Below are 22,310 nucleotides of genomic sequence, written 5' to 3'. Positions count from 1 at the left end.
CCGCGTTTGGAGTGGAGATCAATTAGGCTCGGTCGGCAACGTTTACTGTCAGCGAAACTGTCGACCTGGAAGGCGGCCTGGATGCTGCGCTGCGGTATCAGGCGGTCCTGTGCTTGAGCATGCGGCATACGGCCGCCAGCGCCAGCAGATTGGGGTCGCGTTCGCGCACCCGCAAGAAGCTCAGGCCGATGGTCTGCTGCATGTGGTAGTCGGCTTTCAGGGGGATCAGCTGCACCTTGTCGCCGAAGGCGTTGCGCACCCGGCCCGGCAGCAAGGTGTAGCCGATGCCGGCCGCCACCAGGTTCATCAGCGAGAAGATATCGCCCACGCGGGTGACGATGGTCGGCGCGTAGCCGGCGATGCGGAAGGCTTCCTGGAAGCCCGTGAGGGTCACGAAGCCATCCTTCAGGCATACGAATTTCTCGGCCGCGCAGGCGCGCAGGTCGACTTCGGGCAGAGCCGCGTAGGGCGAGCCGGCCGGCGCGGCGAAGAATACCTCATCCTCGAACAGCGGGATCGATTCGATCTCGGGGTCGGGATCGGGCATCCCCATCAGCGCCGCGTCGATTGCGTTCTGCTTCAGTTTATGCAGCAGCTCGGCGTTCGAACCCAGCACCAGCTCGGTCTCGATTTCCTGCTTGCGCAGCTTGATGCCGATGATGACCTCGGGGATCGCACCGGTCGTCAATGAATACAACGAGCCGATCCTGAGGTGGTCGGCCGAATAGCCGGCCGCCGAGCGCGTGGCGGCGATCCCGTCGGCCATCAGCTTGACCACTTCGCGGCTCACTTCGGCCAGCACCTGGGCCGCCTCGTTCGGGATCAGGTTGCGGCCCTGGAGGCTGAACAGCTGGCAGCTCATGCCTTCCTCGAGCGAATGCAGCGCGCGGTGCACGCTCACCGCGCTGATGTCGAGCATGCGGGCGGCGGCGTTCAGGTTGCCGCCCTCCATATAGGCCAGCAGGATCTCGAGTTTGCGGAAGGTGATGTCGTCGCTGATCTGGCTGCGCATGGTGGCCTTTACAAAGTTGAACCGTGCGAGGATACCGCGCTCTTCAATCCGGCGCCAATGCGGGCTGCATACCATCCTGGACGAACAGGCCGGGAGAGCTGTCGGCATACTCGCGCAGCACGTCCCACACCACCTTCACGCGGCGCAGGCGATACAGGTCGGTCGGCGCCGCCAGCCAGAACGAGCGCTCGGCCGAAAAGCCCGGCAGCACTGGCACCAGCCGGCCGTCGTCCGGCACCGCATAGGGCGGCGCCATCATGAGGCCCATACCCAGCGACGCCGCCTCGATCTGCGCCGTCATGCCCGAGCAGCACATGCGCCGGCGCGGCGTGAAACCCAGCTCGTTCAGGTACGACAGCTCGCGGCTGGCCAGGCGGTCCTGCACGTAGTCGACGAAGTCGTGGCGCGCCAGGTCGGCCTGGGTGCGGATCGTCGGATGCCGCGCCAGGTAGGCGGGCGACGCGTACAAATAGAAGCGGAACGAGGCCAGGCGCGTGACCACGTAGCGGCCGGTGGTGGGCGGATCGAGCATCACGCCCAGATCGGCCTCGCGGTTGGCCAGGTTGGCAAAGCGCGGCAGCGCCAGCAAGTCGATCTGCAGGTCCGGGTGCTGGTCCAGCAAGCCGACCAGCAGCGGCGCCACGACCTTCACCCCGAAGACTTCGGGCACCCCGAGCCGCACCACGCCGTGGGCCGCCACTTCGGCTCCGCCGATCTGCTCGGCCGCCGCAAGCGCCGCCCCTTCCATCGCCTCGGCGTGCGGCAGCAGGGCCAGGCCGACCTCGGTCAGCTCATAGCCTTCGCGCGAGCGGTCGAACAGGGTCGCGCCGAGCTGGGTCTCGAGCCGGTCGATGCGGCGCGCGACGGTCGTGTGCTCGACGTCGAGGCGGCGCGAGGCGCCCGACAGGGTGCCGGCGCGGGCCAGCTCGAGAAAAAATCGTAAGTCCGTCCACTCCGGGAGCGCATTCATGAGATCGCTTGTCAGATATCAAGATGACACATTGTGCACTCGTGCACATTCCCTCTGCAAGCAATTTACCGACGATGTCTGCAGTGCCACAGAAATGGTGCGATGCGGCATCTGTCCCTAGGAAAGCTCACAACGAAGGCCAGCAAGCAGGCTGTGCATTCGTGCACAACGGGGTGGGCGATTGTTGACTATTCAACCAAACCCGACCTTGGCACACTGCTTGGCATGCGCTCGATCGCACGCATGCTCGATTGCATGCCATACCAAAAATGAGGAGACTAGAATGCGTCTGACCAGGAAGAAGATGAAGCTGCTGAACCAGTCCGCCGCCGCCCTGCTGGTGCTGTCCGGCGGATCGGTCGGGATGGCCCAGGCCCAGGATGCCGGAGCCGCGCCGGTGGCTTCTGCCGAGGAAAACGTCTCGAAGGTGGTCGTCACCGCGCGCCGGCGCGAAGAGACCCTGCAGGACGTCCCGGTCTCGGTCACCGCGTTCAGCGCCGACCAGCTGTCCAAGCAGGCCGTGCCCGACGTGACCGCCCTGGCCCTGGCGCTGCCGAACACCACCCTCAAGGCTTCGCGCGCCACCAATAGCACGCTGACCGCCTTCATCCGCGGCGTCGGCCAGGCCGACCCGCTGGCCGGCTTCGAATCCGGCGTCGGCATCTATATCGACGACATCTACCTGGCCCGCCCGCAGGCCGCGGTGGCCGACATCTACGACGTCGAACGCATCGAGGTGCTGCGCGGCCCGCAGGGCACGCTGTACGGCCGCAACACCATCGGCGGCGCCGTCAAGTACGTGACCCGCAAACTCGGGCCGCAGCGCGACGTGCGGGTGCGCGCCACCGTCGGCGAATACGGCCAGAAAGAAGCCGTGATCACCGCCAGCACGCCGCTCACCGACACCGCCCGCGTAGGCGCCACATTCGCCCGCTTCAAGCGCGACGGCTTCGGCGACAACCTGTTCACCGGCAAGGGCAACTATGACAAGGACGTCACCGCCGGCCGCGTGTCGGCCGAGTTTACGCCCAACCAGGACCTGTTCATCCGCCTGGCCGGCGACTTCACGCAAGACGACTCCAATCCCAAGAACGGCCATCGCCTGATCGTCGGCCGCACCAGCGGGGCGCCGATCCTGCCGGACGTGTTCGACACGCAGGGCAACCTGACCAAGGCCCTCGGCCACGACCAGGAAGTACGCGCCTACGGCGGCTCGGCCACCATCGAATACGTGCTCAATAGCGAGTGGAGCGTGAAATCGATCACCGCCGCTCGCCGCGACAAATCGTATGCGCCGATCGACTTCGACGCCCTGCCGGTGGTCGACATGGAAGTGCCGGCGCTGTACACCAACCGCCAGTTCAGCCAGGAGTTCCAGGTCAGCTACAACGGCCCGCGCCTGCAGGGCGTGGCCGGCGTCTACTATATGGACGCCAACGCCTTCAACAAGTTCGACACCATCCTGGCCGGCGCCGTGCCGACGTCCACCTACACCATGGGCGACATCGACACCAAGGCCTGGGCCGCCTACTTCGATGGCAGCTACAACCTCACGGATACCGTGAGCCTGTCGCTGGGCGGGCGCTACACGGTGGACAAGCGCGAAGCTGACGTGCTGCGCCAGATCTACTTCGGCCTGGCCGGCACGCCCGACATGGGTAACCCGGCCGCGATCCTGTTCCGCACCGACACCGACCTGCGTAACGGCCTGCTGGAGCGCGAAGACAAGAAATTCACGCCGCGCGTGGCCATCAACTGGAAGATGAACCCCGCCCATAACATCTACGCCTCGTATTCCGAAGGCTTCAAGGGCGGCGGCTTCGATCCGCGCCTGAACGTCGTCGGCACCCGCATCCCGCTCGACGTCGCCCGCGCCGGCTATGCGCCCGAGACCATCGAGACCTATGAACTGGGCCTCAAGTCGGCCTTCAACGGCGGGCGCATCACCACCAACGCCGCCCTGTTCTACAGCGACTACCAGGACGTGCAGATTCCCGGCTCGATCGCGGTCGACACCAACGGCGACGGCCGCGACGACAGCTTCGCCGGCGTTACCACCAATGCCGGCAAGGCCGAGATCAAGGGCGCCGAGCTGGAAGCGATCGCCAACATCACGCCCAACTTCATGATCGCCGGCATGTACAGCTACATCGACGCCAAGTACAAGGAATACATCGTGGCGGGCGTGAACGTGGCCGACCAGCGCATCTTCCAGAACACGCCGAAGAACTCGGCCAACCTGCGCGCCAACTACGATATTCCGCTGCCGCTGATGGGCCACAACGGCCGCATCTCGCTGATCGGCAGCTATTCGTACAAGGGCGCCACCGCCCAGTTCGAGACGCCGTCGATCCTCGACCAGGAGTCGTACAAGATCTGGGACGCGTCGATCGTCTGGACCCGTCTAGATGGCAAGGTGCGCGCCGGCCTGCACGGCAAGAACCTGGGCGACGAGCACTACAAGACCGCCGGCTACCTGTTCCCGACCCTGGGCAACGAAGGCACGCTTACCGCCTTCTACGGCAACCCGCGCACGGTCTCCGCCACCCTGGAGCTGCGCTTCTAAGAGCTGGCACCTGAACGTCGTCCCCGCGAAGGCGGGGACCCAAGTTTCCCACCGAAGTTGAAGCATCAAGCAGATCGAACACTGAACAGGAACCGCCGCGTGCCAACCAGCTCCCCCATCACCTACACCAGCAGCGACGGCCTCGCCCTCTACGCACGCGACTACCACGGCGCCGGCGGCCCGGCCCGCCTGCCCGTGATCTGCATCCACGGCCTCACCCGCAACTCGCTCGACTTCGACGAACTGGCCCCGCAGGTAGCGGGCCTGGGGCGCCGCGTGCTGGCGATCGATGTGCGCGGCCGCGGCCACTCGGCGCGCGACCCGAACCCGGCCAACTACACGCCGATGGTGTACGCCGCCGACGTGGTGGCCCTGATGCATGCGCTGGGCATCGCGCGCGCCGTCTTCATCGGCACCTCGATGGGCGGCCTGATCACAATGACCCTGGCCGCCCAGCGTCTCGACCTGGTGGCCGGCGCGGTGCTGAACGACATCGGCCCGGTGCTGTCCCCGCGCGGGCTGGAGCGGATCGCCGGCTACGTCGGCAAGCCGGCCACGTTCGCCAACTGGGACGAGGCGACCTGCTATGTTCGCGACATCAATGCCTGCGCCTTCCCCGCCAATCCGGATACGGAATGGAACAAGTGGGCCCAACGCGCCTTCGAACAACGCGATGATGGTCTGTTGTGCGCCCGCTACGATCCCGGTATTGCCCACAGCCTGCAAAACGGTAGACTTCCTCCAACCTCGCTGGCCTTGCGCATGGCCTTCCGGCGCCTGACGCGGCATCGCCCCACCCTGATGATCCGGGGCGCGCTGTCCGACCTGGTCGAAGCCGAACAGGCGGCCTGGATGCGCAAGGCGGCCCCCAGCCTGGCCTATACCGAAGTGCCGAACGTTGGCCATGCGCCGATGCTCACCGAACCGGAAGCCTTCGAGGCGATCGGCGCTTTCCTGGCGCGGATCCCTTAATAATTACAAGGAGACACACGATGCAACACCTGATCAAACCTCTGGCCCTGTCCCTTACCTTCGCCTTCGCCGCCGGCGCTACTCCCGGTGCGCTGGCCCAGGGCAAGGACTTCAAGGTCGCCCTGATCGCCGGCAAGACCGGCATCATGGAATCGTATGCGCGCGAGACCGAGGCCGGCTTCATGCTCGGCCTCGAATACCTGACCAATGGCACCATGGCCATCAACGGCCGCAAGATCAAGGTCATCGTCAAGGACGATCAAAGCAAGCCAGACCTGGGTCGCACCCTGCTGGCCGAGGCCTATGGCGACGACCGGGTCGACGTCGCCGTGGGCACCACGTCATCCGGCTCGGCGCTGGCGATGCTGCCGGTGGCCAAGGAATACAAGAAGGTCCTGATCATCGAACCGGCGGTGGCCGACGCCATCACCGGCGACAAGTGGAACAAGTACATCTTCCGCACCGCGCGCAGCTCGATGCAGGATGCATTAGCCGCCGCCAGCACCCTGAAGGGCGGCAGCATCGGTTTCCTGACCCAGGACTACGCCTTCGGGCGCGATGCGATCAAGGCCGGCAAGGAGGCGCTGGCGGCTACCGGCAGCGGAGCCAAGGTGGTGCATGAAGAGTACGCGCCGCTGGCGACGACCGACTTCACCGCATCGTCGCAGCGTCTGTTCGACGCACTGAAGGACAAGCCGCAGCCGCGCATCCTGCAGATCGTCTGGGCCGGCCCCAATCCGATGAACAAGATCGCCGACCTCCGGCCGGAACGCCATGGCATCGTGCTTTCCCCGGGCGGCAACATCCTTCCGGTGATGAAGACCTGGAAGAACTTCGCCGGCACCCAAGGCACTATCTATTACTACTACGATTTCCCGAAAAATAAAATGAACGACTGGTTCGTCAAGGAGCACACCAGGCGCTTCAAGGCCCCGCCCGACATGTTCACCGCCGGCGGCATGGCGGCGGCGGGCGCGGTGGTGGCGGCGCTCTCCAAGGTCCCGGACGGCAATGGCGACAAGATGGTCGCGGCGATGGAGGGCATGAGCTTCGAGACCCCGAAGGGATTGATGACCTTCCGCAAGGAAGACCACCAGGCGATCCAGCCGATGTACCACTTCCGCATCAAGAAGGACCAGAAGCACGAATGGGACTTGCTGGAGCTGGTGCGTGAGATCCCGGCCAGCGAGATGCCGCTGCCGGTGAAGAACAAGCGCTGACATGACGGCGCCCCCTACTCTTGACCCGCGCCAGCCGGCGCTGTCGACCCGCGACCTGACCATCCGCTTCGGCGGCCACGTCGCGGTCAACGCGGTGACGGCGGACTTCTACCCCGGCACCCTGACCGTGATCGTCGGCCCCAACGGCGCCGGCAAGACCACCTATTTCAACCTGGTCTCGGGCCAGCTGGCGGCAACGAGCGGCAAGGTCGCGCTGCACGGCCGCGACATCACCCGCGATGGCGCCGCGCGCCGCACGCGCCTCGGCATCGGCCGCGCCTTCCAGCTGACGAACCTGTTCCCGCACCTGACCGTGGTCGAGAACGTGCGCCTGGCGGTGCAGAGCCGCGCCGGCATGGGCCTGAACTTCTTCTCGATCTGGTCGAGCCACAAGGAGCTGATCGCGCGCGCCGAGCACTACCTGGAGCGCGTTGCCCTCATGGCCCGGCGCGACATGTTCGTGGGCGCGCTGTCGCACGGCGACCAGCGCAAGCTCGAAGTAGCGATCCTGCTGGCGCTCGAGCCGTCCGTGATGATGTTCGACGAACCCACGGCCGGCATGAGCGTGGACGAGGTGCCCGTGGTGCTCGACCTGATCCGCCAGGTGAAGCAGGAACGCGACAAGACCGTGCTGCTGGTCGAGCACAAGATGGACGTGGTGCGCCAGCTGGCCGACCGCATCGTCGTGCTGCACAACGGCACGCTGGTGGCGGACGGCGATCCGCGCGAAGTGATGCAATCGAAGATCGTACAGGAAGCCTATCTTGGAACACCCGAACCCGAACATGCTCACGCCTGATCCGACGCACGAGGCGCCGCTGCTGCGGCTGGCCGGCGTGCACACCCACATCGGCCAATACCACATCCTGCAGGGCGTCGACCTGGCGGTGCGGCGCGGCGAGCTTGCCGTGCTCCTTGGCCGCAACGGCGCCGGCAAGACCACCACCCTGCGCACGATCATGGGCTGTTGGCGTGCCAGCGCCGGCAGCATCCACTTCGACGGCCGCGACATCACGACGATGGCCACGCCCGACATCGCCCGCGCCGGCATCGCCTACGTGCCCGAGAACATGGCCGTGTTCTCGGAACTGACGGTGCGCGAAAACATGGTGCTGGCCGCCCGCAACGGCCCGCTGGACGCGGCCCGCGTGGACTGGATCTGCGGCTTCTTCCCGGCCCTGCGCAAGTTCTGGAACCAGCCGGCCGGGAACCTGTCGGGCGGCCAGAAGCAGATGGTGGCGATCGCGCGCGCGATCGCCGAACCGAGGAAGCTCTTGCTGGTCGACGAACCGACCAAGGGCCTGGCGCCAAGCATCGTGCAAAGCCTGATTGCCGCCTTTCGCGAACTCAAGCAGCAGCAGACCACGATCCTGCTGGTCGAGCAGAATTTCAATTTCGTGCGCTCGCTGGGCGACAGCGTGGCCGTGATGGATGACGGCCGCGTGGCCCATGCCGGCAAGATGGCGGCGCTGGCCGAAGACGCCGCGCTGCAGCAACGCCTGCTCGGGCTGTCGCTCGACTCCCACCAATAGGACCCGACATGAGTGCAATCCTTCCTGTTTCCAAGACCGAGGCAGCTACCGACGCGCCCCTGCCGGCGGCGAAGCGCGATATCGCGCCGCTGCTGCTGGTGCCGGCCCTGATGCTGGCCATGCTGCCGCTGGTCGGCAGCTTCCCCACCTGGCTCACGCTCACCGTCGCCGGCCTGGCGATGGGCATGATGATCTTCATCATGGCCAGCGGCCTGACCCTCGTGTTCGGCCTGATGAGCGTGCTGAACTTCGGCCACGGCGCCTTCGTCGCCGTCGGGGCGTTTTCCGCCACGCTGGTCCTGCTGCCCATGCGCGGCTGGCTCGAGATGGACTCGCTCCTGATCAACCTTGGCGTGCTGGCGCTGGCCGTCACGCTGGCGATGGTCGTCACGGGCCTCTTGGGCTGGGCCTTCGAGCGCATCATCGTCAAGCCGGTCTATGGCCAGCACCTCAAGCAGATCCTGATCACGATGGGCGGCATGATCGTGGCCGAACAGCTGATCCACGTGATCTGGGGCGCCGAGACGATCGCCCTGCCGCTGCCGACCGCGCTGCGCGGCGCCATCCTGATGGGCGACGCGGCGGTGGAGAAGTATCGCCTGGTGGCGGTGGTGGTCGGGCTGGTGGTGTTCGTCGCCATGTTCCTGGTGCTCAATCGGACCAAGGTCGGCCTGCTGGTGCGCGCCGGGGTCGAGAACGGCGAGATGGTCGAGGCGCTCGGCTACCGCATCCGGCGCCTGTTCGTGGCCGTGTTCGCGGCCGGATCAAGCCTCGCCGGCCTGGGCGGCGTGATGTGGGGCCTGTACAAGGAAACGCTCACCGCCGCGATGGGCAGCGAGATCATGGTGATGATCTTCATCGTCATCATCATCGGCGGCCTGGGTTCGGTGGGCGGCTGCTTCATCGGCGCCCTGCTCATGGCGCTGGTGGCCAACTTCGCCGGCTTCCTGGCGCCGAAGATCGCCCTGGTGTCGAGCATCATCCTGATGATCTCGGTCCTGCTGTGGCGCCCGGCCGGCCTGTATTCGACGTCGAGGAACTGAACTTATGTTGCACCGACTTCTCTCCGGCGACCTGCCGCGCAGCCGCATCCTCACCGCGCTGCTGCTCGTGATCGTGCTGGGACTGGCGCTGGCGCCTTTCCTGTTTTCCGGCGCCCGTCCGCTCAACACGGCGGCCACGATCTGCGTCTACATCGTGCTGGTGGCGTCCTACGACCTGCTGCTGGGTTATACCGGCATCGTCTCGTTTGCCCACACCATGTTCTATGGCATCGGCGCCTATGGCATCGGCCTGGCCCTGGCCCGCGTCGACGAACCGACCTGGGGCGTCATGGTCACCGGCCTGGTGCTGGCGCTGCTGCTGGCGCTGTCCCTGGCCCTGGTGGTCGGCCTGTTCGCGCTGCGCGTACGCGCCATCTTCTACGCCATGATCACGCTGGCCGTTGCATCGTCCTTCGCCGTGCTGGCCTCGCAGCTGTCCGACCTCACCGGCGGCGAGGATGGCGTGACCTTCAGCGTGCCGGAGGTGCTGTCGCCCAGCTACCTGCTGTTCGAGAACGAGGTGTTCGGCCGCTACGTCGACGGCAAGGTGATCACCTATTACCTGGTGTTCGCCGGCTGCCTGCTGCTGTTCCTGTTCCTGCTGCGGCTGGTGAACTCGCCGTTCGGCCGCGTGCTGCAGGCGATCCGCGAGAACGAGTTCCGCGCCGAGGCGCTCGGCTACCGCACCATGGTTTATCGGATCTGGGCCAACTGCCTGGCCGCGCTGGTGGCGGCGCTGGCCGGCGCCCTGATGGCGCTGTGGCTGCGCTACGTGGGGCCCAAGACCTCGCTCGGCTTCGAAGTGATGACCGACATCCTCCTGATCGTCGTCATCGGCGGCATGGGCACCATGTATGGCGCGGTGATCGGCGCCGCCCTGTTCATCCTGGCCCAGAACTACCTGAAGGAACTGATGGCGCACGGTTCGACCGCGCTCGAAGGCGTGCCGCTGCTGGCGGCGGCCCTGCATCCGGACCGCTGGCTGCTGTGGCTGGGCGTGCTGTTCATCCTGTCGATCTACTTCTTCCCGATCGGGATCGTCGGCAAGCTGCGCGTGCGGGCCTGGCTGGCGCGGCGGCGCGTGCCCGCTTCCTGATACCCCCCGTTCCCGTCTCCCGTCCTTTCCGGCGCGCCGCATCCGAAATGCGGCGCGCCGCGTATCTTCATGCTGAACGAATGAACGGGCGGCAGACATCATGCAACGGAAAATCTTGATCGTGGGCGGCGGCATCGCCGGCCTTTCGCTGGGCCTAGCCCTTGAACAGCGCGGCATCGCGGCCGACGTCGTGGAGCGCCATGCCACGCCAGCGCCGTCCGGCACCGGGCTCTACCTGCCTGGCAATGCCACGCGCGCCATCGCCAGCCTGGGCCTGCTCGACCGGGTACGCGCCAACGCCGTGGCCGTGCGCAGCCAGAAGATCCTGGACCACCGCGGCTGGGAACTGACCGAGACCCGCACCGGCGACGTCTGGTCCCGCTGCGGCCCCTGCCTGTCGCTGCCGCATGCGCGGCTGCACGCCATCCTGGGCGCCGCCTTCGGCGAATCCAGGGTGCGCCACGACGTGTCGGTCGAGGCCATCGACCAGTCCAGCGGACGCTGCGAGGTCGCCTTCACCGACGGCCGCTCGGCCACCTATGACTTGGTGGTGGGCGCCGACGGCATCCATTCGGGCGTGCGCCGGATCGTCCGCCCCGACGTCAATCCGCAATACGGCCGCCAGGTGTGCTGGCGTTTCATTACCCAGAACATCGCCGGCGTCGCGGGCTGGACCGCCTTGCTGGGCAATGGCAGCACGCTGCTCGCAATTCCCGTGAGCGGCAGCGAGGTCTATGTGTACGCCGACCTGACCTTGCCGCCGGGTGCGGATCCCGAGCCCTACCGCCACGCCTGCCTGCCGGAACTGTTCCAGAAATTCGCCGCGCCCGTATCGCTGCTGCTCGAGCGCGGACACCAGGATGAGGCGGCGGTCCATTTCGGCCGCCTTGGCCAGGTCGTGATGGACGACTGGGTGCAGGGAAGGGTCGTCTTCATCGGCGATGCCGCCCACGCCGCCTCGCCCAATATGGCGCAGGGAGCGGCCCTGGCCATCGAGGATGCTGCGGTGCTGGCCGATGTCCTCGCCGCGGGCCAGGATCTCGCTACGGGTCAAGACCTCGATATTGCGCTGGCGTCGTACACGCGCCGGCGCCAGCACCGGATCCGCTGGGTACAGCGCCAGTGCGCGGCCAGGGACAAGATGCGCGCCCTGCCCGCGCTGGCGCGCGCCGCCATCTTCGGTCTCTTCGGCGACAAGCTGTACCGGCGCAGCTATGCGCCGCTGCTCGCCCCGCTGTAGGCCGGGCGCGTCCTAGCGCCGCCGGGTTCTCGCCCCGCGCGATCCTGACTTCCTCTTCCCTACCCGGCGCCCGCGGTGCCGGACAGCCTTCCTGCCCCGTCCCGCTTTCCCTGTCGCGATTGCCTCGCAGCATAGACTTGCGCGAATGCAAGCGCATTCGTCAAGTTCCGTTGCTGTGTTTGAGGGACACGACACGTCCTGCTCGCCACCCTGAATGCATATCAATAACGCCGAGGTTGCCATTTTTATCATGAATAGGCAAATGGCCTCGTCGTCAGCCAGCGCGAGGAATTCCATCCTTCTGGCCCATGCACATACACCATGAAAAGACTCACATTCCTGATTGCGACAGCGGCGGTCACCGCCGCCGCATCTTCGTCCCCGGCCGCTGGAGCCGAGGTCGAGGTACTCAATGAGGGCTTAGACAACCCGGCCGGACTGTCCGGTCGGGATCGCCTCAATCACGGCTTCCCGCCCGGCGCCGACGCATCCGGCGTCGACACCTTGTTCACCACCATCGGCGACGACGCCTTTCCCGCCGAATGGCGGCAATGGAGCACCGACCTGACGGTCCAAGAAGAAGGACGCTTCGCCTTCCGCTACCTGGGCGACGCCGCCACCCTCGGCGACATCGGCCTTGACACCGTGCGCGTGGCCACCGCCGTGCCCGAGCCGGCCGGCGTGCTGGTACTGACCAGCAGCCTGGGCGTGATTGGCCTGATGCAGCGCCGCGAGCGCTATTGAAACCCGGAGAATTCCATGCGAACCACACTTTCCTCCTTTGCTCCCACCCTCGCTCCCACCCTTGCCACCGCGCTCATGGCGCTGTGCGGCATCGCCAGCGCCGCTCCCCAGGCGCCGGCCGCCCAGGGCCTGACCGTCGTGCGCGACGCCGAGACCGGCGAACTGCGCGCGCCGACCGCGACAGAACTGCGCGCCCTGCGCGCCTCTCCGGCCACCACCACCCGCGAGGCGCCGGCACAGCCGCAGGCGGTGACCGGCGCACGCGGCGAAAGCAGCGCGGTGCTGGGCGAGCGCGGCCTCGTGTACGCCGTCGTCAAGCGCGGCGCCGATGGCAAGCTCGACCACCACTGCGTCGACGGCGCCCACACCGCCGCCCGCATCCTCGACCAATCCGCGCCGGCCGCGCAGGGAGCATCCCGCCATGACCATCATTGAACGCCATGCCGGCTTCGCTGCCGGCGCCCGTCCTGGCCGTCTTGGCCATCTGGCCCGCATCGCCGCCATCGCCCTGCTGGCCCTGGCAAGCCTTGTAGCCATCGGCGACGCGCGCGCGGCCACTATCCACATCATCAACGAGAATGCCCCCGGCGTCGGCTTCAACGATCCAACCCCGGCCACCCCGGTCGGCGGCAATCCCGGCACCACCCTGGGCGAGCAGCGCCTGCACGCCTTCCGCCTTGCCGCCGACATCTGGGCCTCGCACCTGGTCAGCAACGTGCCGATCCGCATCGGCGCCGCCTTCCTGCCGCTCGACTGCAACGCCACCGGCGCCGTGCTCGGCGCGGCCGGCGCCTACCAGGTGGTCGCCAATTTCCCGGGCGCGCAGATCAACGGCACCTGGTATCCGACCGCCCTGGCCGGCAAACTGGCCGGTGTCGATTTCGCCGCACCGGGCGACCCGCACATCATCGCGCGCTTCAATTCGCGGCTTGGCCTGTTCCCGGACTGCGTTCCCGGCCTCACCTTCTACCTGGGGCTCGACCGCAAGGCCGGCAGCCAGATCGACCTGGTGGCCACCCTGCTGCACGAAATCGCCCACGGCCTCGGCTTCCAGACCTTTACCGACGACGAGACCGGCGCCTTTTTACTCGGCCGGCCCTCGATCTGGGATTTCAACCTGGTCGACAACCGCAGGGAGCGCTTGTGGGTCATCATGTCGGAGACCGAACGGGTCGCCAGCGCCACCACCTGGCGTGGCCTGTCGTGGAATGGCTGGCATGTCACCCGCTCCACGCCGTCCGTGCTGAGCCCGGCCTCAGTGCTGACGATCGGCGGCGAGAATGCCGGCGCCGCCGCGGGAGAATACGCGGTGGGCGACGCCAGCTTCGGCCCGCCGATCCGCAATGCGCCGGTCAGCGCGCAGCTGATGCCGGTGGTCGACCAGCTGAACGGCAATGGCCTTGCATGCTCTCGCCTGAGCGCCGTCAATGCGCTGGCGGTACGCGGCAATATCGCCCTGGTCGACCGCGGCAGCTGCGACTACGTAGTCAAGGCGCGCAATGTGCAGGCCGCCGGCGCGCTTGGCATGATCGTGGCCGACAGCGCGGCGGGCGAAGTGGCGGGCATGCCGGGGCTCGATGCGAGCATCGCGATTCCCTCGGCCCGCATCACGCGCGCCGACGGATGGGCGCTCAAGCTGGCCCTGCAGAACCGCTCGTCCAACCGTTCCGGCGTGGTGGCGCGGCTGCAGTCCGATCCGGTGCGGCTGGCCGGCACCGACGCCCGCCGGCGCATGCTCATGTACACGCCGGGCGTCAACGCACCCGGCTCCTCGGTTTCGCACTTCACCACCGAGGCCACGCGCAACCTGCTGATGGAACCGTCGATCAACAGCGACCTGCGCTACGTGCTCATGCCGCCGCGCGACCTGACGCTGCCGCTGCTGTGGGATCTCGGCTGGTAAGCGGCTGACAAGGCGGCAGCGGCGGCGCCACGCGCCACGCGTCGCGGTCGCCACCGGCAAAAAAAGAGCCGGCGCCCTCGCGGGCGCCGGCTCATTCGGCGAAAGAACAGGCCTGGGCGATTACGCCTGGGCGCCCTTCTTGTACGCTTCCACGCCGCGCACCAGCTCGGCCTTGGCCTCATCGATGCCGGCCCAGCCTTCGATCTTGACCCATTTGCCCGGTTCCAGATCCTTGTAGTGCTCGAAGAAATGCTGGATCTGCTTCAGGCGCAGCTCTTCCAGATCTTCCAGCGACTGGATTTTCTTGTACATCGGCAGCACTTTTTCGACCGGCACCGCGATCACCTTGGCGTCGCCGCCGCCGTCGTCGGTCATCTTCAGCACGCCCAGCGCGCGGCAACGCACCACCACGCCCGGCGGCAGCGGGAACGGGGTGATGACCAGCACGTCGCATGGATCGCCGTCGTCGGCGATGGTCTGCGGCACGTAGCCGTAGTTGCACGGATAGTGCATGGCCGTACCCATGAAACGGTCGACGAAGATCGCGCCGCTGTCCTTGTCGACCTCGTACTTGACCGGATCGGCGTTCATCGGGATTTCGATGATGACGTTGAAGTCGTTCGGCACGTCTTTGCCGGCTGGGACGTTATTCAGGCTCATGGATGGTCCTTGGTTGCTGGAGAGTCAATAATAGGCCGTCATTATAGCGAAACAGGCATGGCCTGTGCGGCGCAACATCCGGCAATGGTGTGGCAAGCCTGGCGTGCGCGCACGGTTCAAAGAATGCTGGCCAATGCGCACTGCCGGTAATGGCTCGCCGCCTCCTGCTCCTGCCCCAGCGCCTCGTGCATCTGGGCCAGCTTGAGGTGGGCCTCGCGCACCATCGACGGCTCGCTGGCCTCCGACAGCGCCTGCTCGAGGTAGCGCTGGGCCTTGCCCCACAATTTCTGTTTCAGGCACAGCGAACCGAGGGTCAGGGCCAGATTGGCGTCCATCGGGCGCTCGCGGCGCCAGGTCTCGCAGGCCTCGATCTGGGCCAGGAGCGAAGGCGAGCCGAATGGGCTGGCGGCGTCGCGGTAGGCGCGCACCACGCGCTCGTCCCAGCCGGCCTTGAGCGACTCTTCGGCGATCGCACGCGCCTCGTCGTGCAGGCCGCGCACATTGAAGGCGCTGGCCGCGCGCGCCGCGATATAGGGCACGGTGCGGTCTTGCGGCGGCACCGTGGCCCAGGTACGGCGCAGCGATTCGGCGTCGTGTCCCTCGCCGCCCAGCAGCGCCTCGTAGGACAGCTCGCGCAGGCGGCTCGACAGGGCCGGATGCAGCGCGCGGCGCTTATCCAGGATGCGCACCAGGCGCAGCACCTCGGGCCAGTTGCGCGCCTGCTGGTTGGCCTTCATCGCCCACTGCAGCGCGTGGATGTGGCGCTGGCCGCTGGCATTGAGTTCGGCCACCGCTTCGAGCGCGGCCTCGGGCTGGTGGTCGTCGACCAGCAATTCGGTGACCGTCATCAGGCGCGCGGTCTTGAGGGTATTGTCGTGGGCGATCCCGGCCAGCCAGGCGTCGCGTCGCGCCGGCTCGCGCATGCGGTGCGCGGCGCGTGCGCCGACCAAAGCGGCCAGGCCCGCGTTCTCGGGCAGCTCGGCGGCGCGCATCGCGGCCTTCTCGGCGTGGCCGAAGCGGCCTTCGAACAAGGCCTTGAGCGCGTCGCGCATGCCCTTGTTGCCTTCGCGTTCGGCGCGGCGCTGGCGATAGGCGGCCACGCGCTGAGGCATCTTGAGGGTGGCGTTGGCGGCGCGCACCAGGCCGTACAGCGCCAGGAAGGACACTACCAGCAGCACCACGAACAGGTTGAGGGACATGTCGATCCGGTGCGGCGGATAGAACAGCACCACATTGCCCGGATTGAAGCGCGCCGTCACGGCGATGCCGATGGCGGCGGCCATCAGCGCGACTAACCAGAGAAGTAAACGCATTATTATCGCTTCGCTTTGTGCATGGCTTATTGTTTCGCTTTGTAGTTGCGCACGGAGTTCAGGCTGTCGGCCAGCGTCGGCATCTCGATCGTCAGGTTATTGGCCTGGACCTGGCGCAGCCCGGCCTGGGCCGACTGCGTCACGCGCGCACGCGTGTCGAAATATTTGAGCAGCATGGCCTGAGCCGTGGCCAGGTCGTCGCGGAAGGTCGCCTCGTTGCGCGACAACAGCGCCAGGCGCGCGTTCAGCAGGCGCAGTTTGAGATTCTCGCGCACGAAGAACGATTCGCTCGGCGACAGCATCAGCGCCTCGGGCGACTCGACGCTGCGCACCCGGATCAGCTGGCGCACGTCGTCCCACATCTCCTGGCTCCAGAGGCTCCAGGTGTCGAGCATGCGCTGGCCCACGCCCAGCGGCTGCGCCGGGCCGGCGGCCGGCGCCGGCGCGCCCGCAGCCTCGCCCTTGCGGCCGGTACGCAGCGGCGCCACCGGCAGCAGCGGTTTTTCATTGGACAGCATCGGCAGCGAATCGACCTGGCCGATCACGTGGTCCAGGCGCACGGCGACGCCGGCCAGGTCCACTGCCGGCAAGGCCTTGAGCTTCTCGATGTCGCCGGCGATCGCGCGCCGGATGGTGAGAAATTGTGGCGTGTCGGAGCGCGACACCGCACGGTCGGCGTTCTGCAGCGCGATCAGGGCGCCCTGCACGTTGCCGGCCAGCTGCAGCTGCTGGCTGGCGGTCGACAGCACCTGCTCGATCTCGGTCAGCGCCCACTCGTCGCGGTTCTGCGACAGGTCTTTATAAAGCTGCTCGAGCGCCACCTGCTGGCTCTGGGCCTCGCTCTGGCGGCTTTCGAGCACGCCGACCTTGATCTGCAGCTCCTTCGACTGGTCCGCCACATCGCGCGCCAGCGCCGCCGTCTCGGCATTGACCGCATTGCCCTTCTGGAGGCTGCGCGCCATGTCCTGGCGCAGCGCATTGATGCGGTTGTGCGACGAATAGGTCTGCAGCGCCAGCAGCACCGCCAGGGCGATCACGGCCAGCGGCAGCGGGCGCGCCAGGCGGTCGAACAGGCCGGGGCCGCCCGGCTCGCCCATGCGCGGCAGGACGGGGACGCCGCCGACTGGCGGCACGCCACCCGGCGGGGGCGTGCCGGTTGCGCCGCCGGCCGCGCCCGACGGCGCGCCGCCCTGGACGCCATCGGGCTTGTGGAGACTCGGTGCGGGCACATTGGCCTGCGGCTGATCTGGATTGTTCGGCAATTCGTTCATTATTGTGATTGTAACGCTGCTAGTAGGCGTGCATCTCCGGATCCCGTCAGGGTCACGTGGCGCAGGCCCAGGGCATGCGCCGTCTCGGCAATCCGCGCGTGGGGCACGACCAGGCGCTGCTGCTGGAACCGTGCCTGGAACTCGGGTCCCAGCGCCTCCAGCAGGCCGGCCAAGCCACGCAGGGCTTCCGAGCTCGTGATTATCCAGTCGTTTGGCTGCGCCAGCAAGGCGCGCAATCGTGCGGCCAGCCCGGACGTCAATACAGGGGTGCTGCGGCGGTAGGCCGCCACCGCCTCGACCGTGGCGCCAGCCGCGCGCAGGGCGTCGGCCAGCAGCTCGCGCCCACCGTCGCCGCGCACGATCAGCACGCGCCGGCCGGCCAAAGCGACAACGTCCAGATTCTGGAGCAGGTGTTCCGAATCGCTGTGGGCGGGGTCGAGCGGACTGTGGATCGTATAACCGGGTTCGGCAACGCCATGGCGCGCCAGCGCGGCGCGGCTGCCCTCGCCCACGACCGCCAGCGGCACCGCCGTCGGCCAGGCATCGAGGTGGGCAAACGCCGCATCGACCGCATTCGGCGACACGAAGACCGCCAGCGCGTAGTCATGCACGACGGCCAGCGCCGCACGCAGGGGCGCCGAATCGTCGACCGGGGCGATCTGAAGCAGCGGCAAGACCTCGACCGCGCGGCCGATCGCGCGCAGCGCCTCTGCCAGGCCGTCGGCCTGGGCGCGCGGCCGGGTGACCACGACCACGCGATCGCTCGGCTTTGGCTCCAGCTCAGGCATCCTCGGCCGCATCGACGCGGCAGGCGGCCAGGATCGCGTTGGCGTCCTGCTGCGCCAGCAGCTCGGACACCTGTTCGCCCAGGTATTCCGGCTGCTCGGCCGAGCCGAGCACTTCGGCGTGCGCGCTGCGCTTGCCATCCGGGGTCGCGACCATGGCGCGCAGGCGCATCTGGCCGTCCTGCACGGTGGCATAGGCCGCCAGCGGGATCTGGCAGCTGCCGCCAAAGATGCGCGACACCTTGCGTTCGGCCAGCACCGCCTGGGCGGTGACGACATGGTTGAGCGGCGCCAGCACGGCGCGCAGGTCGACGCCGTCGCTGCGCTGCCCGCTCAGGATCTCGATCGCCATCGCGCCCTGGCCGGCCGCCGGCAGGGAGAGTTCGGGCTCGAGCAGCGCGCGGATGCGCTGCTCGAGCCCCAGGCGATTGAGGCCGGCGGCGGCCAGGATGATGGCCGCGTACTCGCCGCGATCGAGCTTCGCCAACCGGGTATCGAGGTTGCCGCGCAACGGCAAGATCACCAGGTGCGGGTAGCGCGCCGCGATCAGCGACTGGCGGCGCAGGCTGCTGGTGCCCACCACCGCCCCTGGCGGCAGCTCATCGAGGCTGGAAAAGTCGTTCGAGACGAAGGCGTCGCGCGGGTCTTCCCTTTCCAGCACGGCACTCAACTCGAAGCCCTCCGGCAGCTCCATCGGCATGTCCTTGAGCGAGTGCACGGCCAGGTCGGCGCGGCCTTCGGCCATCGCGACCTCGAGCTCCTTGACGAACAGGCCCTTGCCGCCGACCTTGGACAGCGTACGGTCGAGGATCTGGTCGCCGCGTGTTGTCATTCCGAGAATTTCGACGCTACATTCTGGATATAATGCGGCGAGCCGGTCCCGCACGTGCTCTGCCTGCCACATGGCGAGGCGGCTCTCGCGGGATGCGATAATCAGTCTGGCTGGCGCCTGGGGCGCCACGGTAACTACCTGCTGTATAGCGTTTAACACTCGAGTTCTTTCACTGTCATTGGGCCGACCCGGACGATGTCAGTAGCCGTTCCCTGCATAAGATCATAAATTTTATCATGGGGCATCTTGCAGATCGTGGCCAACCGCCATCGCACAATCTATTACTTGTGGTCGATATGGACAATCCTGCTGCACCCGTAGTACAAACCGGCGCCGACAAGGACGCCCCGCTCAAGGAAGACATTCGCCTGCTCGGCCGCCTGCTGGGCGACGTGCTGCGCGACCAGGAAGGCGACGCGGTGTTCGACATCGTCGAAACCATCCGCCAGACCGCGGTGCGTTTCCGCCGCGACGACGATCCGGACGCCGGCGAAGAGCTGGCCACCTTGCTGCACAAGCTCACCCGCGACCAGACGATTTCCGTGGTGCGCGCCTTCTCGTACTTCTCGCACCTGGCCAATATCGCCGAAGACCAGCACCACAACCGCCGCCGCCGCGCGCACCTGCTCAAGGGGTCCTCGCCGCGCTCGGGCAGCATCGGCTACGCGCTGGGCAAGCTGTTTGATGCCGGCATCGGGCGCGAGACGGTCGATGAATTCTTCCGCAACGCCCTGATCTCGCCGGTGCTCACCGCCCACCCGACCGAAGTCCAGCGCAAGAGCATCCTCGACGCCGAGCACGACATCGCGCGCCTGCTGGCCGAGCGCGACGCTCCGCAGACGCCGAAGGAACGCCGCCGCAACGAGCAGCTCCTGCACGCCCGCATCGCCACCCTGTGGCAGACGCGCATGCTGCGCTATTCCAAGCTGACCGTGGCTGACGAGATCGAGAACGCGCTGTCCTACTACCGCATCACCTTCCTGCGCGAAGTCCCGGCGCTGTACGACGACATCGAACTGGAAGTCGCCGAACAGTATGGCGGCGATGGCTCGGCTGCCGCTCACGCCTCGTTCCTGCAGATGGGCAGCTGGATCGGCGGCGACCGCGACGGCAATCCGAACGTCAACGCCGACACCATGCGGCACGCGCTGACGCGGCAGTCGACCACCATCCTCGACTTCTACCTCGACGAGGTGCACGCGCTGGGCGCCGAGCTGTCGGCCTCCACCCTGCTGGTCAAGGTCTCGCCCGCGCTGGAGCAGCTGGCCGACGCCTCGCCCGACGCCTCGCCGCACCGCAGCGACGAACCCTACCGCCGCGCGCTGATCGGCATCTACGCGCGCCTGGCCGCCACCGCGCGCGAGCTGGGCGTGGGCCACATCCTGCGCAAGGAAGTCGGCCATGCCGCGCCCTATCTCGACCCGGAACTGTTCGCAGCCGACCTCGAGGTGCTGGCCGACTCGCTGCGCCAGAACCACGGCGCCATGCTGATCCAGCCGCGCCTGGCCGGCCTGCTGCGCGCCGCCCGCATCTTCGGCTTCCACCTCGCCTCTCTCGACATGCGCCAGAGCTCGGACATCCACGAGCGCGTGCTGGCCGAGCTGTTCGCGCGCGCCGGCGTCGAAGCCGACTATGCGGGGATGAAAGAAGAAGACAAGCGCGCGCTGATCCTGCGCGAGCTGGCCCAATCGCGGCCCCTGTTCTCGCCGTACGAAAGCTATGGCGACGAGACCAATTCGGAGCTGGCGATTTTGCGCTGCGCGCGCGAGATCCGCCTGCGCTACGGCCCGCGCGCGATCCGCAACTACATCATCTCGCACACCGAGACCGTGTCCGACCTGCTCGAAGTGCTGCTGCTGCAGAAAGAGACGGGCCTGATGCGGGTGAGCAGCGGGATGAGCGACGCGATGGTGATCCCGTTGTTCGAGACCATCCCTGACCTGCAGCGCGCGGCCGGCATCATGGACGAATGGATGGCGATTCCGCTGGTGGCCGGCATCATCGAGAAACAGGGCCAACTGCAGGAAGTCATGCTCGGCTACTCCGACTCGAACAAGGACGGCGGCTTCCTGACCTCGAACTGGGAGCTGTACCAGGCCGAGTTGAAACTGGTCGAGGTGTTCGCGCAACGCCAGGTCAAGCTGCGCCTGTTCCACGGCCGCGGCGGCACCGTCGGCCGCGGCGGCGGCCCGAGCTACGACGCGATCCGCGCCCAGCCGCCCGGCACCGTCAACGGCCAGATCCGCCTCACCGAACAGGGCGAGATCATCGCCTCGAAGTTCTCGAATCCCGAGATCGGCCGCCGCAACCTGGAGCTGCTGGTGGCGGCGACACTGGAAGCGAGCCTGATGCCGCATGACGTCGACGGCGTCGATGCCGAACGCCTGCAGCGATTCGAGTCCGTGATGGCCGAGCTGTCCAACCGCGCCTACAAGGCCTACCGCAACCTCGTGTACGAAACGCCGGGCTTCACCGACTACTTCTTCGAAGGCACGCCGATCGCCGAAATCGCGGAACTGAACCTCGGTTCGCGTCCCGCCTCGCGCAAGTCGACCCGCCGCATCGAAGACTTGCGCGCGATTCCCTGGGGCTTCTCGTGGGGCCAGTGCCGCCTGCTGCTGCCGGGCTGGTTCGGCTTCGCGTCGAGCGTGACCAGCTGGCTCGAAGACGCCAGCGTCGGGGGCGAGCGCGAAGCGAAACTGGAAGAGCTGCGCGCGATGTACCGCGACTGGCCGTTCTTCGCCACCCTGCTGTCGAATATGGACATGGTGCTGGCCAAGACCGACCTGGCGATCGCCTCGCGCTACGCCGGCCTAGTGAGCGACGCGGGCCTGCGCGAACGCATCTTCCGCCGCATCTCGGCCGAGCATGGCGAGACGATCCGCACCCTGGAGGCGATCACCGGCGCCAGCGAACGGCTGGCCGGCAACCCGCTATTGGCCCGTTCGATCCAGAACCGCTTCGCCTATCTCGACCCGCTGAACCACTTGCAGGTGGAGCTGATCCATCGGCGCCGCAAGCTGGCCGACAATGCCGATCCGCGCGTGCATCGGGGGATTCATTTGTCGATCAATGGGGTGGCGGCGGGGTTGCGGAATACGGGGTGATTCGGGGGTAACGCTGTTCGTGCAAGCTTGGGTCCCCGCCTGCG

Annotated in this window: 19 protein-coding genes; 12 read left to right on the top strand and 7 right to left on the bottom strand. The window is 67.2% G+C overall.

Annotated elements, in window-relative coordinates; translation table 11 throughout:
• Positions 1 to 97 precede the first annotated feature (97 nt).
• Positions 98 to 1,012, bottom strand: a complete 915-nt coding sequence (locus AC3A6F_RS21695; protein ID WP_487684808.1) for a LysR substrate-binding domain-containing protein — start codon at positions 1,010 to 1,012, stop codon at positions 98 to 100.
• 43 nt (positions 1,013 to 1,055) lie between these two features.
• Positions 1,056 to 1,982, bottom strand: a complete 927-nt coding sequence (locus AC3A6F_RS21690) for a LysR family transcriptional regulator (RefSeq protein WP_487684804.1) — start codon at positions 1,980 to 1,982, stop codon at positions 1,056 to 1,058.
• A 283-nt stretch (positions 1,983 to 2,265) separates the two neighbouring features.
• Here AC3A6F_RS21690 and AC3A6F_RS21685 point away from each other — a divergent pair, with 283 nt between their 5' ends.
• From AC3A6F_RS21685 to AC3A6F_RS21635, 11 genes are all read left to right on the top strand, one after another.
• Positions 2,266 to 4,548: a TonB-dependent receptor gene (locus AC3A6F_RS21685; RefSeq protein WP_487684801.1), complete on the top strand. Its 2,283-nt coding sequence runs from the start codon at positions 2,266 to 2,268 to the stop codon at positions 4,546 to 4,548.
• A gap of 99 nt (positions 4,549 to 4,647) precedes the next feature.
• On the top strand, positions 4,648 to 5,520 hold the full coding sequence (locus AC3A6F_RS21680; protein ID WP_487684798.1) for an alpha/beta fold hydrolase: 873 nt from the start codon (positions 4,648 to 4,650) through the stop codon (positions 5,518 to 5,520).
• A 20-nt stretch (positions 5,521 to 5,540) separates the two neighbouring features.
• A complete protein-coding gene (locus tag AC3A6F_RS21675; RefSeq protein ID WP_487684796.1) occupies positions 5,541 to 6,740 on the top strand; it encodes a substrate-binding domain-containing protein in 1,200 nt (399 codons plus the stop codon).
• A 1-nt stretch (position 6,741) separates the two neighbouring features.
• A complete protein-coding gene (locus AC3A6F_RS21670; RefSeq protein ID WP_487684794.1) occupies positions 6,742 to 7,539 on the top strand; it encodes an ABC transporter ATP-binding protein in 798 nt (265 codons plus the stop codon).
• A complete protein-coding gene (locus AC3A6F_RS21665; protein ID WP_487685146.1) occupies positions 7,526 to 8,272 on the top strand; it encodes an ABC transporter ATP-binding protein in 747 nt (248 codons plus the stop codon). Before AC3A6F_RS21670 ends, AC3A6F_RS21665 begins: the two co-directional genes overlap by 14 nt.
• An 8-nt stretch (positions 8,273 to 8,280) precedes the next feature.
• The gene (locus tag AC3A6F_RS21660; RefSeq protein WP_487684791.1) at positions 8,281 to 9,315 is read left to right on the top strand and encodes a branched-chain amino acid ABC transporter permease; all 1,035 of its coding nucleotides are present in this window, start codon (positions 8,281 to 8,283) and stop codon (positions 9,313 to 9,315) included.
• Positions 9,316 to 9,319: 4 nt separating this feature from the next.
• A complete protein-coding gene (locus tag AC3A6F_RS21655; RefSeq protein WP_487684788.1) occupies positions 9,320 to 10,411 on the top strand; it encodes a branched-chain amino acid ABC transporter permease in 1,092 nt (363 codons plus the stop codon).
• A 100-nt stretch (positions 10,412 to 10,511) separates the two neighbouring features.
• A complete protein-coding gene (locus AC3A6F_RS21650; protein WP_487684785.1) occupies positions 10,512 to 11,651 on the top strand; it encodes an FAD-dependent monooxygenase in 1,140 nt (379 codons plus the stop codon).
• A 321-nt stretch (positions 11,652 to 11,972) separates the two neighbouring features.
• Positions 11,973 to 12,395 (top strand): choice-of-anchor J domain-containing protein, encoded by a 423-nt coding sequence (locus AC3A6F_RS21645; RefSeq protein WP_487684783.1) that lies wholly within the window; start codon positions 11,973 to 11,975, stop codon positions 12,393 to 12,395.
• Between the two features lie 15 nt (positions 12,396 to 12,410).
• The gene (locus AC3A6F_RS21640; RefSeq protein WP_487684780.1) at positions 12,411 to 12,830 is read left to right on the top strand and encodes a post-PEP-CTERM-1 domain-containing protein; all 420 of its coding nucleotides are present in this window, start codon (positions 12,411 to 12,413) and stop codon (positions 12,828 to 12,830) included.
• The gene (locus AC3A6F_RS21635; protein WP_487684777.1) at positions 12,817 to 14,298 is read left to right on the top strand and encodes a PA domain-containing protein; all 1,482 of its coding nucleotides are present in this window, start codon (positions 12,817 to 12,819) and stop codon (positions 14,296 to 14,298) included. Before AC3A6F_RS21640 ends, AC3A6F_RS21635 begins: the two co-directional genes overlap by 14 nt.
• 120 nt (positions 14,299 to 14,418) lie before the next feature.
• On the opposite strand, the gene ppa is transcribed toward AC3A6F_RS21635, so the two are convergent.
• The 5 genes from ppa to hemC all read right to left on the bottom strand — a co-directional run bounded on the left by ppa (position 14,419) and on the right by hemC (position 19,288).
• A complete protein-coding gene (gene ppa / locus AC3A6F_RS21630; RefSeq protein ID WP_487684775.1) occupies positions 14,419 to 14,958 on the bottom strand; it encodes an inorganic diphosphatase in 540 nt (179 codons plus the stop codon).
• A 116-nt stretch (positions 14,959 to 15,074) separates the two neighbouring features.
• On the bottom strand, positions 15,075 to 16,271 hold the full coding sequence (locus AC3A6F_RS21625; protein WP_320475414.1) for a heme biosynthesis protein HemY: 1,197 nt from the start codon (positions 16,269 to 16,271) through the stop codon (positions 15,075 to 15,077).
• A 26-nt stretch (positions 16,272 to 16,297) separates the two neighbouring features.
• Positions 16,298 to 17,542, bottom strand: a complete 1,245-nt coding sequence (locus AC3A6F_RS21620; RefSeq protein WP_487684772.1) for a uroporphyrinogen-III C-methyltransferase — start codon at positions 17,540 to 17,542, stop codon at positions 16,298 to 16,300.
• Positions 17,542 to 18,330: a uroporphyrinogen-III synthase gene (locus tag AC3A6F_RS21615; protein ID WP_487684769.1), complete on the bottom strand. Its 789-nt coding sequence runs from the start codon at positions 18,328 to 18,330 to the stop codon at positions 17,542 to 17,544. Before AC3A6F_RS21615 ends, AC3A6F_RS21620 begins: the two co-directional genes overlap by 1 nt.
• Entirely contained in the window at positions 18,323 to 19,288 is a 966-nt protein-coding gene (gene hemC / locus AC3A6F_RS21610) for a hydroxymethylbilane synthase (RefSeq protein ID WP_487685143.1), read from the bottom strand. The genes AC3A6F_RS21615 and hemC overlap by 8 nt, the downstream gene beginning before the upstream one ends.
• Before the next feature lie 167 nt (positions 19,289 to 19,455).
• On the opposite strand from hemC, the gene ppc reads away from it, so the two are divergent.
• Entirely contained in the window at positions 19,456 to 22,266 is a 2,811-nt protein-coding gene (gene ppc, locus AC3A6F_RS21605) for a phosphoenolpyruvate carboxylase (protein ID WP_487684766.1), read from the top strand.
• The last annotated feature ends 44 nt before the right edge of the window (positions 22,267 to 22,310 follow it).

This window comes from Massilia sp. Soil_C_3, assembly GCF_057657035.1.
Note: the sequence above shows the minus strand (reverse complement) of the source record. Positions and strands in the feature narration are given on the sequence as shown.

What these genes read in the sequence shown, in the direction of transcription:
- AC3A6F_RS21695 (WP_487684808.1), bottom strand. Translation starts at nt 1,012, where the DNA reads ATGCGCAGCCAGATCAGCGACGACATCACCTTCCGCAAACTCGAGATC.
- AC3A6F_RS21690 (WP_487684804.1), bottom strand. Translation starts at nt 1,982, where the DNA reads ATGAATGCGCTCCCGGAGTGGACGGACTTACGATTTTTTCTCGAGCTG.
- AC3A6F_RS21685 (WP_487684801.1), top strand. Translation starts at nt 2,266, where the DNA reads ATGCGTCTGACCAGGAAGAAGATGAAGCTGCTGAACCAGTCCGCCGCC.
- AC3A6F_RS21675 (WP_487684796.1), top strand. Translation starts at nt 5,541, where the DNA reads ATGCAACACCTGATCAAACCTCTGGCCCTGTCCCTTACCTTCGCCTTC.
- AC3A6F_RS21670 (WP_487684794.1), top strand. Translation starts at nt 6,742, where the DNA reads ATGACGGCGCCCCCTACTCTTGACCCGCGCCAGCCGGCGCTGTCGACC.
- AC3A6F_RS21665 (WP_487685146.1), top strand. Translation starts at nt 7,526, where the DNA reads ATGCTCACGCCTGATCCGACGCACGAGGCGCCGCTGCTGCGGCTGGCC.
- AC3A6F_RS21660 (WP_487684791.1), top strand. Translation starts at nt 8,281, where the DNA reads ATGAGTGCAATCCTTCCTGTTTCCAAGACCGAGGCAGCTACCGACGCG.
- AC3A6F_RS21655 (WP_487684788.1), top strand. Translation starts at nt 9,320, where the DNA reads ATGTTGCACCGACTTCTCTCCGGCGACCTGCCGCGCAGCCGCATCCTC.
- AC3A6F_RS21650 (WP_487684785.1), top strand. Translation starts at nt 10,512, where the DNA reads ATGCAACGGAAAATCTTGATCGTGGGCGGCGGCATCGCCGGCCTTTCG.
- AC3A6F_RS21645 (WP_487684783.1), top strand. Translation starts at nt 11,973, where the DNA reads ATGAAAAGACTCACATTCCTGATTGCGACAGCGGCGGTCACCGCCGCC.
- AC3A6F_RS21640 (WP_487684780.1), top strand. Translation starts at nt 12,411, where the DNA reads ATGCGAACCACACTTTCCTCCTTTGCTCCCACCCTCGCTCCCACCCTT.
- AC3A6F_RS21635 (WP_487684777.1), top strand. Translation starts at nt 12,817, where the DNA reads ATGACCATCATTGAACGCCATGCCGGCTTCGCTGCCGGCGCCCGTCCT.
- ppa (WP_487684775.1), bottom strand. Translation starts at nt 14,958, where the DNA reads ATGAGCCTGAATAACGTCCCAGCCGGCAAAGACGTGCCGAACGACTTC.
- AC3A6F_RS21625 (WP_320475414.1), bottom strand. Translation starts at nt 16,271, where the DNA reads ATGCGTTTACTTCTCTGGTTAGTCGCGCTGATGGCCGCCGCCATCGGC.
- AC3A6F_RS21620 (WP_487684772.1), bottom strand. Translation starts at nt 17,542, where the DNA reads ATGAACGAATTGCCGAACAATCCAGATCAGCCGCAGGCCAATGTGCCC.
- AC3A6F_RS21615 (WP_487684769.1), bottom strand. Translation starts at nt 18,330, where the DNA reads ATGCCTGAGCTGGAGCCAAAGCCGAGCGATCGCGTGGTCGTGGTCACC.
- ppc (WP_487684766.1), top strand. Translation starts at nt 19,456, where the DNA reads ATGGACAATCCTGCTGCACCCGTAGTACAAACCGGCGCCGACAAGGAC.